The sequence below is a fragment of the Rahnella perminowiae genome (assembly GCF_019049755.1).
In the GTDB taxonomy this organism is placed as follows: Bacteria; Pseudomonadota; Gammaproteobacteria; order Enterobacterales; family Enterobacteriaceae; genus Rahnella; species Rahnella perminowiae.
Genome location: NZ_JAFMOS010000428.1, coordinates 1 through 9,065, shown reverse-complemented (window position 1 = coordinate 9,065; position 9,065 = coordinate 1). Strand labels below are relative to the sequence as shown.

Annotated in this window: 8 protein-coding genes and 1 pseudogene; all 9 read left to right on the top strand. The window is 56.7% G+C overall.

Annotation, left to right across the window (positions count from 1 at the left end; translation table 11 throughout):
- Nucleotides 1-126: 126 nt before the first annotated feature.
- Nucleotides 127-378, top strand: a pseudogene (locus J1785_RS06690) (oligopeptide/dipeptide ABC transporter ATP-binding protein); the annotation flags it as partial.
- Nucleotides 375-1,490 (top strand): ABC transporter ATP-binding protein, encoded by a 1,116-nt coding sequence (locus tag J1785_RS06685; RefSeq protein ID WP_129990637.1) that lies wholly within the window; start codon nt 375-377, stop codon nt 1,488-1,490. The pseudogene J1785_RS06690 and the gene J1785_RS06685, both read left to right, overlap by 4 nt.
- Complete coding sequence (locus J1785_RS06680) at nt 1,487-3,004, top strand: ABC transporter substrate-binding protein (RefSeq protein ID WP_217219078.1); 1,518 nt, start codon at nt 1,487-1,489, stop codon at nt 3,002-3,004. Before J1785_RS06685 ends, J1785_RS06680 begins: the two co-directional genes overlap by 4 nt.
- A 17-nt stretch (nt 3,005-3,021) precedes the next feature.
- Nucleotides 3,022-3,966, top strand: coding sequence for an ABC transporter permease (locus J1785_RS06675; protein WP_129990635.1), 945 nt, complete (start codon nt 3,022-3,024; stop codon nt 3,964-3,966).
- Nucleotide 3,967: 1 nt separating this feature from the next.
- On the top strand, nt 3,968-4,843 hold the full coding sequence (locus J1785_RS06670; protein ID WP_217219077.1) for an ABC transporter permease: 876 nt from the start codon (nt 3,968-3,970) through the stop codon (nt 4,841-4,843).
- 30 nt (nt 4,844-4,873) lie between these two features.
- A complete protein-coding gene (locus J1785_RS06665) occupies nt 4,874-6,481 on the top strand; it encodes a gamma-glutamyltransferase family protein (protein WP_217219076.1) in 1,608 nt (535 codons plus the stop codon).
- A 205-nt stretch (nt 6,482-6,686) separates the two neighbouring features.
- The gene (locus J1785_RS06660) at nt 6,687-7,595 is read left to right on the top strand and encodes a dihydrodipicolinate synthase family protein (protein WP_129951429.1); all 909 of its coding nucleotides are present in this window, start codon (nt 6,687-6,689) and stop codon (nt 7,593-7,595) included.
- Between the two features lie 138 nt (nt 7,596-7,733).
- Nucleotides 7,734-8,498 (top strand): siderophore-iron reductase FhuF, encoded by a 765-nt coding sequence (gene fhuF, locus J1785_RS06655; protein ID WP_217138729.1) that lies wholly within the window; start codon nt 7,734-7,736, stop codon nt 8,496-8,498.
- Nucleotides 8,499-8,603: 105 nt separating this feature from the next.
- On the top strand, nt 8,604-8,942 hold the full coding sequence (locus J1785_RS06650) for a hypothetical protein (RefSeq protein ID WP_129951431.1): 339 nt from the start codon (nt 8,604-8,606) through the stop codon (nt 8,940-8,942).
- Nucleotides 8,943-9,065: the final 123 nt, after the last annotated feature.

The following is a 9,065-nucleotide window of genomic DNA, read 5'->3' as shown; positions in this document are numbered from 1 at the left end:
CATTCTGCGCTGGGCTGGATGACCCCGTCAGAATTTGCTGAGAAGTCTGCCGGTTGCCAGAATACACAACCAACATGAAGCCGGTTATTCCTGATTATGAATGGATCACATACGGGGAGCGGGTCAGGACTGATGGGGTCAATGCCATCGCTGGCCTCACGTCAGGGTGCACTTTCCACCATCCCCGGTGCCGTGCCGTTACCCAAAGACATGCCGCAGGGATGCCGTTTTTCAACGCGCTGTCCGTTTGCCGCCGAACGCTGCCACCGGGAGCGCCCGCCGTTGCGCGCCCTGAATCAGTCGCCGCATCACGTCGCCTGTTTCTTCGCACCGCTGGAAAACCATTTCACGTTGTCCGCCGAAGGAGCCTGCGCATGAGCCTCGCCCCCCGCCCCATTCTGGAAGCCGCCGGACTGAGCAAAGTCTTTAAAGGCCCGTCATCATTATTCAGCACACCGAAAATCGTGCAGGCAGTCGATCGTGTGTCCTTACGCGTCTGGCACGGCGAAACGCTGGCGATTGTCGGCGAATCCGGCTCAGGAAAATCGACACTGGGCCGGCTGTTGTTGCAACTGCTCAGCGCCTCTGACGGTGACGTATTCTACGAAGGCGAAAACCTGAAACAGTTTTCCGCTGACCAGATGAAAAAACTGCGCCGCGACCTGCAAATCATCTTTCAGGATCCGTTTGCCTCACTCAACCCGCGCATGACCGTGGAAGAGATCGTTGGCGAGCCGCTGTGGCTGCACAACATTGTCAGGGGTAAAGCGGACAGGCAGGCGAAAGTACGTGAACTGCTGACCACCGTCGGCCTGCCATCCGCTTTCAGTAACCGCTATCCCCATGAGTTTTCCGGCGGCCAGCGCCAGCGCATCGGTATCGCCCGCGCGCTGGCGTCCTCGCCGAAACTGCTGCTGGGAGATGAACCGGTGTCGGCGCTCGATGTGTCGGTGCAGGCGCAGGTGGTCAATCTGCTGGAAAGCCTGAAACAACAGTTCGGGCTGACGATGATTATCGTCGCACACGGTCTGGCCGTGATCCGCCATATGAGCGACCGCGTAGCGGTGATGTACCTCGGGCAAATCGTCGAACTGGCCAGCACCGATGACATTTTTGATCAGCCGCTGCATCCGTATACCCAGGCGCTGATCGCGTCCGCGCCGCTGCTCACGCCCGGCGTTAAACGGCCGGTGCCGGTGCTGCAGGGCGACATGCCCAATCCGGCCAATATGCCTTCCGGCTGCCGTTTCCATACCCGTTGCGCCTATGCCACCGACGCATGTCGGCAGGTGGAGCCGCAACTTGAAACTGTCAGTGACAACCGCATGGTGGCCTGCCACCGCTGGAGCGAACTGCAACGGGATCGCACCTCGGTGCTGATTCCGTCGCCGTCCGCTGCATTTACCTTACGGCGTGCGCTGTTTGAACAGGCAAGCCAGTCCCGGCTTTCACTTTCCACCCCAACATCAACCCAGGGAACCCGACCATGAGATATGCACCCCGCTTAACTGCCTGCATTCCGGCCTTAATGTTGCTGACGTCTGCGGGCCTTGCCCACGCAGAAAGCACCCTGCGCGTCGGCCTTGGCAGCGATCCTGACATGCTGGATCCGGCCACGGCGCGCACCTATTACGGACGTTTCGTGTTCAGCGCCATGTGTGAGCGTCTGGTGGATGTCGATCAACACCTTAAAATCGTGCCGGGCCTGGCGAAAGACTGGTCATACAGCGAGGACGGCAAAACGCTGACCATGAATTTGCGCGAAGGCGTGACCTTCCATGATGGCGAGAAATTTGATGCACAGTCGGTGAAATACAACATCGAACGCTACCTGACGCTGCCGGGTTCCCTGCGTAAAAGTGAGTTGTCATCTGTTGAATCCGTCGACGTCACCGCGCCGTACACCGTGGTTTTCCACCTGAAAACGGCGGACGCTGCGCTGCTGATGCAACTGACCGACCGCGCGGGCACCATTCTGGCCCCTGCGGCCACTGCCAAAGGCAACGTGGCGGCGCACCCGGTCTGTTCCGGTCCGTATGAATTTGTCAGCCGCGTTCAGCAGGACCGCATTGTGCTCAAACGCTTTGATAACTACTGGAACAAAGGCGCGTATCACTTTGATAAAGTGGTGTTTCTGCCGATTCCGGATGCGTCAGTACGCTTAGCCAACCTGCGTGCAGGCGATCTGGATATTACCGAAGGCATTGCTGCCAGCGACACCGCAACGGTCAAAGCCGACAGCAATTTGCAACTGGCGAGCACCACCGGCCTCGGGTACATGGGGCTGACGATCAATATCGCCAACGGCACCGCCAACACCAATACGCCGCTGGCGAAAGATGCCCGCGTGCGTCAGGCACTGTCGCTGGCGATTGACCGCGACGCACTGAACCAGGTGGTCTTCCAGGGGCAATACACCCCGGCGAATCAGGCCTTCTCGCCTGCCAGCCCGTATCACGCTGACATTCCGGTGCCCAAACGCGATATCGAAAAAGCCAAAGCGCTGCTGGCACAAGCCGGCGTAAAAACCCCAATGACTATCGATTTCCTGGTCGCCAACAACCCGACGTCACAGCAGGTTGCGCAGGTACTTCAGGCGATGGTCAGCGAAGCGGGCATTAACCTGAATCTGCAAATGACGGAGTACGCCACGCTGCTTGATCGCCAGCAACGCGGTGAATTCAAAATGAGCATGTCCGGCTGGTCAGGACGTCCGGATCCTGATGGCAATATTTTCTCATTCATCCATACCCAAGGCGGCCTGAACGACGGCAAATACAGTAATCCGCAGGTCGATCAGTGGTTACAGGAAGCGCGTCTGACCAGCGATGTGGAAAAACGTAAGGCACTGTACAAACAGGTGGTTGAGCAGGAAAACATCGACGACCCGCTGTTATACCTGTACTTCGAACCGCGTATTTTCGGCATGAGTAAAAAAGTCAGCGGTTTTGTGCCTTACGCCGACGGCCTGATCCGGTTACGGGGTCTGACACTGAACAAATAATTGACTGGGGATAGACGATGTTAGAACTGGTGATGAAACGGCTGATTTCAGCCATACCGACACTGTTTCTGGTTACGCTGATGGTGTTCTCGTTGCAGAAATTACTGCCCGGCGACCCGATCACCGCGATGGCCGGTGAGGAGCGGGATCCGGCAGTGATTGCGCAGTTACGCGAGCAATATCATCTTAATGACCCGATCCCCAGCCAGTATTTCCACTGGGTCGGCAACGCGCTGCGCGGCGATTTCGGCACCTCGCTGCGCACGCAGGAACCGGTATTACAACTGATCGCCAGCAAACTGCCGGTCACGCTGGAACTGTCGCTGCTGGCAATGATCGTGGCGCTGATTATCGGCATCACCATGGGCGTGCTCGCGGCAGTTCATAAAGGCACATGGATAGATAACGGTACCAATTTTCTGGCGCTGTCGGGAATTTCGATCCCTCATTTCTGGCTGGGTGTGCTGCTGATTATGCTGTTCTCGGTGAAACTGCACTGGCTTCCGGCGTCCGGTTACGTGCCATTCTCAGAAGATCCGCTGCAAAACCTGAAAACCATGCTGCTGCCTGCGGCGGTGCTCGGTACCGGGCTTTCTGCCACCCTGATGCGCCACACACGTGCGGCGATGATTGCGGTGCTGAAAGCCGATTACATCCGCACTGCCCGTGCCAAAGGCCTGCTGCCGAAAAAGGTGATCATGAAACACGCGCTGCGCAATGCGCTGGTGCCGGTCATCACGCTCACCACGCTGCTGTTCGGCGAACTGCTGGGCGGCGCGGTGCTCAGCGAGCAGGTTTTCACTATTCCGGGCTTTGGCAAAATGATCGTTGATTCAGTGTTCAATCGCGATTACGCCGTGGTTCAGGGCGTGGTGATGGTGGTCGCGGTCGGTTTTCTGCTGATGAATCTGCTGGCCGACGTGCTGTACGTGCTGGTCAACCCCCGCATGCGGAGAGCCTGAGATGAGCGCTTCTGTGATTTCCGTGACAACGTCACTCCCTGCCCGCGAACCGAACCGCGTGCTGCGCAAATTCCTGCGCAACAAAAGCGCGGTGACCGGCGCGGTGCTGGTCGCAATGTTCGCGATAATGGCGTTGCTCGCCCCGTGGATTTCGCCGTTTGACCCGATCAAAGCGGATTTTATGGCCGTGCGTAAAGCCCCTTCCGCTCTGCACTGGCTGGGCACCGATGAACTGGGGCGTGACATTTTATCGCGCCTGTTTTGGGGAGCCCGCACCTCGCTGATGGCCGGTTGTGTGTCGGTGATTATCGCGATTGTGATCGGCGTTCCGCTGGGGCTTCTCGCCGGTTTCTGGCAGGGCTGGCTGGACAGCATTATTTCCCGTGTGGTTGAAGCGTTGCTGTCGTGTCCGTTTCTGGTGCTGGCGATTGCGCTGGGGGCATTTCTCGGCCCGAGCCTTGGCAATGCGATGATCGCCATCGGGCTTTCTGCCATGCCGATTTTCGCCCGCCTGACCCGAGCGCAGGTAATGAGTATCCGCAACGAAGAATATATTGAAGGGGCGCGGGCAATCGGCCTGCCCGACCGCTGGATCCTCTGGCGCTATGTGCTGCCGAATGTGTTATCGCCGATCCTGGTGCAGGCGACGCTGGCGATTGCTTCGGCGATCATCACCGAAGCCAGCCTGTCGTTCCTCGGCCTCGGCCAGCAACCGCCGGACGCCTCGTGGGGTGCGATGCTCAACACGGCGCGCAGCTTCCTTGAGCAGTCGCCATGGATGTCGATTTTCCCCGGTCTGGCGATTTTCCTCACTGTACAGGGTTTCAATTTGCTGGGTGACGGGCTGCGTGATGCGCTCGACCCGCGTTCCGAATAAACCGTTTGCTGCTTTTTTAAGGAAGAATACATGTCTGAGAATTACGATTTTAACGTGGCTTATCCGACCCTGCGTCCGACCATGATGGGCGACAATGCGGTCTGCGCATCACAGCCGCTGGCCGCCCAGGCGGGCATGAAAATGCTGATGCTGGGCGGAAACGCCGCCGACGCGGCCATCGCCACCGCCATCGCACTCACCGTGCTCGAACCCAGCGGCAACGGCGCAGGCAGCGACGCATTCGCGATCGTCTGGGACGGCAAAAAAGCCCACGGACTTAATGCATCAGGCCGTTCACCGGCGGCGTGGACGCCGGAATATTTCGCCGCCAAAGGGTTAGACGCCGTACCGACCTATGGCTGGGATGCGGTCACCGTACCGGGCGCCGTCTCCGGCTGGGTGGCACTGGCAAAACGCTTCGGCACCCTGCCGCTGTCCACACTGGCACAACCGGCGATTGATTATGCCCGCAACGGTTTTCCGGTATCGCCGCTGATTGGTCGCCTGTGGGAGATCGCGGTGAAAAAACTGCATAACCAGCCAGGCTTTATGGAATGTTTCGCCCCAGACGGACGTGCGCCAAAAATCGGGGAAATCTTCCGTAATCCGGCACTGGCCGACTCGCTGGAACTGATCGCTAACACCGAAGGTGAAGCGTTTTATCGCGGTGAACTGGCCGAAAAAATGGTAGCGCACTGTCAGGCTAACGGCGGTGCGATGACGCTGGACGATCTGGCGAACCACCAGGCCGACTGGGTAGAAACCCTGCAGCAATCCTTTGCGGGTGGTTCGGTTCATGAACTGCCGCCGAACGGTCAGGGCATCGCCACGCTGATTGCACTGGGCATTCTCGACAAGCTGAATGTCGGCAGCCAGCCGGTGGATTCAGTGGAAACCACGCATCTGTGCATTGAAGCGATGAAACTGGCACTGGCAGATCTGGATCAGCATGTCACCGACAGCGACCATATGTTCTTCGATCCGCAACTGTTCCTGAACGATGATTATCTGGCAGAACGGGCAAAACTGATTGACCGCACAAAAGCCAGTGACGTGACCTACGGCGCGCCGCGTCCGGGTGGCACCGTATATCTGACCGCCGCGGATGCCAGCGGCATGATGGTGTCTTTCATTCAGTCAAATTACATGGGCTTTGGTTCCGGCATTGTGGTGCCGGGTACCGGCATCAGCCTGCAAAACCGTGGTTGCGGTTTCACCCTCGACCCGACCCACGCCAACTGCGTCGCGCCGGACAAACGCACATTGCATACTATTATTCCGGCCTTCGCACAGGACGCTGCGGGAAAACCGCTGATGTCGTTCGGCCTGATGGGCGGCCCGATGCAGGCGCAGGGGCATCTGCAACTGGCGCTGCGCGTGATGCTGTATAAGCAAAATCCGCAGGCGGCTATTGATGCGCCGCGCTGGCGCATCAACGGCGGCCGCCAGGTGGCGATTGAATCAACGTTTAACCACAATACGCTGGCGGCACTGCGCGCTATGGGCCATGAACTGATCGTTGAAGACCCGCTCGGCGGCCATTCATTTGGCGGCGCGCAGGTGATTGTCACTAATCCGGCAGGCGGTTATCTGGCTGGCACCGAATCCCGTAAAGACGGACAAGCACTGGTGATGTAGGTCTGGTTTCACTCTGCACCGCAAGTCGGTTTTGCCTTGCTCCTCCCCCAAAGCGAAGGGGGAGGGAGTTACTGCCATCTTTGTGACTTCCCTTCCAGATATTGGCTAAATCATTGTAATTCGATCCCATCGCTATAAATATTTGAAACAGCGTTCTATAAATGAATGGGTGAGTACTTTACCCTTTCATATGGAGAACGAATGTATGACCAGCCCACTGTTTCATGGCGTGATCCCCCCTGTCGCAACGATCCTCAATGAGAATGAGCAGCTTGACCGACCGGGGATGGCGCGTCTGATTGATTTTGCTATTGAAGGCGGCGTAAACGGCCTGTTTTTCCTCGGCAGCGCGGGAGAATTCGCGCATATGTCTCAGGCGCTGCGTCATGAAGTGGCGGAGTTTTGCACGGAACATGTTGGCGGGCGCGTACCGGTATTGATTGGCGCGGCGCATCCGGGCACGGCAGAAACGCTGGCGTTCGCACAGCACGCGAAAAGCGTCGGTGCCGACGGCGTCGTGGTGGTGAATCCCTACTACAACCCGGTAACCGAAGATGCGCTGTATCTGCATTACCGCACGATTGCTGAAGGTGCCGGTTTGCCGGTGATCATGTACAACTATCCGGGACTGACCGGTCAGCCGCTGCCTGTCAGCCTGATCACACGTCTGGCGCTGGAGTGTCCGAACATTGCCGGCCTGAAGGACACCGTGGACAGCCTGAACCATATCCGCGAAACGATTCAGGCCGTGAAACCCCATCGCCCTGATTTCGCCGTATTCTCCGGTTATGACGAATATCTTTTTGGCACGCTGATACTGGGCGGCGACGGTGCTATTCCCGCCAGCGCCAATTTTGCCCCGCAACTCACCTGCGGGATTTACCGCGCCTGTAAAGAGAAAGATTTCGCCACCGCCGTGGAACTGCAACAGCGGTTATCTTTCCTGCCGCCGCTTTATACACTGGATACGCCGATCTACAACGTCATCAAATACGCCATCTCTCAGGTCATCAGTGAAATACCGGTGTATTCACTCAAACCGGCTCTGCCGCTGAGCAATGAGAAGCAAAAGGTTGTCCGTGAGATTTTGCAGAAAGCGGGTGTGTTGAACTGACCGCATTGGCTGCAAAACCTTCTCCCGTCATTTCTCTTCACCGGGAGAAGGAATCTAAATCGAAATCATTACTATTCCGCTTTAATATTCGTTACTCTATTCCTATGATTTATCGAGCCGAATGACTTTCATAGCGTAATGATGCAAACACTCCTCGACAGTTTCCGCGAAACGCCGGTCAGCTGGGTGGCAGAAACGTTCAAACCCATGTCGCCTCTGGTGACCAATGCGGTGCCTATGTTGCGACTGACCACCGCAGAAGGCTGCGCCAGCGTGCTTAAACGTTATCTGGACGCCAATGCGGCCGATGCCGCGCAGTGCGATAAGCGCCGGGCGCGGATTTCAATGTGGTCGCAATGGTATTTTGCCACCCTGTTGCCAGCCTGGGTGATTGTCTCCCTGCGTCACGGCTGGCAGTTACCTATCGCCGCCGACAATGTCTACCTGTGCATGCAGGAAGAAGGATTACCGGCACAGATTTATCTCGACGGTGAAGGTGAAGCCCTGATATCCGCAGAACCGATGGCGCGCTTTGATGTGATGATCGAGCAGCAATTGCGCCCCGTTTGCGAAGCGCTGGCGGAATTCTCCGGCCTGAAACCGGGGATTTACTGGAGCAATGCGGCGATCCGTGTCGGCTGGGGCGTTAAGCAGGCAGAGCTGGTCGGTGCGGATATCTCAGACGGCATGCGCCTGATGGAATCGCGCGAGCTGCGTTATGGCGGTAAAAATCCGTTATTTCAGCCACTGCGTGCTGAAGATCCTTCTGATCCTGACAGTCCGCAGTACCGTAAACAGTGCTGCCTGCGCTACGATCTGGAAGACCATGCCATGTGCCCTTCCTGCCCGTTATTGCTAGCAGAACGCAAATCCGGCAAAAGACGCAAAACCGTTGCCGGTTAAATCAAACACTTACAAACGCTGACTAAGCTTAGCGTAAAAAATGATTGGATCTTAGCGGCAGATAATTATAAGAATTGGGTTATATAGACCAACGAGGTATTTATCATGACTATGAAAAAACCTGAGAGCTGGCCCTCGGCTCTTAACTCGCTGGCCTCAGAGGTGATGGTTTCTCTGGCGCAACCCGTTAACCGCGTATGGAACACGTTAACCGGCAGGCAGCAGCCGCTCAGAGCAAGGATTGTTCATCGTTATGCTATTCCGTCTACCCGGACCATCAGCGTAACGGAAGGATTCTTCGGTTTTATTCCGGTTGAATCCTATGAAAACGAACGTTTTATTCTGGAAGTCGCTTACGCTGACAAACAGTATCAGGTAGAAGTCCCGCGGGCTTACTATCAGAAAAGTAATATCGGCGACGGCATCGATATCCACACGCTGTAACCGCAACGTGTTTAAACAGGCTGCTCCTTTCGAGGCGCAGCCTTTTTTTATGCCAAAAACCTGTCTGACCCCGCAGTTCCCGCTTTAATTTTGTTCAATACATGAAAATTATTGACATAATAA